Here is a 535-nt window from a genome sequence, read left to right on the forward strand (position 1 = left end):
TGAAACAAGAGAATCTGTCGGATTTAATTATTAAATTATTATTTGTTTTAGATCATGCAAGTCCCAGATTAGCCTCGTGCCACAGTTAAGAATTCTGTAAATTCCTTGTCATAAATTGAAACAGAATCTTTCTTTTTTTCATAACATCTGGAGACCCCTATGCTAGAGCTCTTAATTGGCTTGGTAGTAACCATTGCGGTGGGCTATTTCATTGTCAAAGGTTACAAGGCAGCTGGCGTACTTTTAACCGCCGGTATCAGTTTGCTTCTTATGACTGGCTTTTTGGGCCATGACGTTCTGCCATCAAGCATCACCTCAACCGGTAACATGGTGACAGACTCGCTAGAATACGTGAAATACATGCTGCAATACCGTGGCGGCGGCCTTGGTATGCAAATCATGTTGCTATGTGGTTTCGCTTCTTACATGACTCACATCGGCGCAAACAACGTTGTCGTGAAACAGTTCTCTAAACCGCTTTCTGTTATCAAGTCTCCTTATGTCCTTTTGGTAGCGGCTTACATTGTGGCGTGTT

At 42.2% G+C, this 535-nt stretch carries 1 pseudogene; it reads left to right on the forward strand.

The window, feature by feature from the left end:
- Positions 1-159 precede the first annotated feature (159 nt).
- A pseudogene (gene dcuC / locus R7Q46_RS29875) lies at positions 160-535 on the forward strand (anaerobic C4-dicarboxylate transporter DcuC); the annotation flags it as partial.

It is taken from the genome of Vibrio sp. 811 (genome assembly GCF_033339195.1).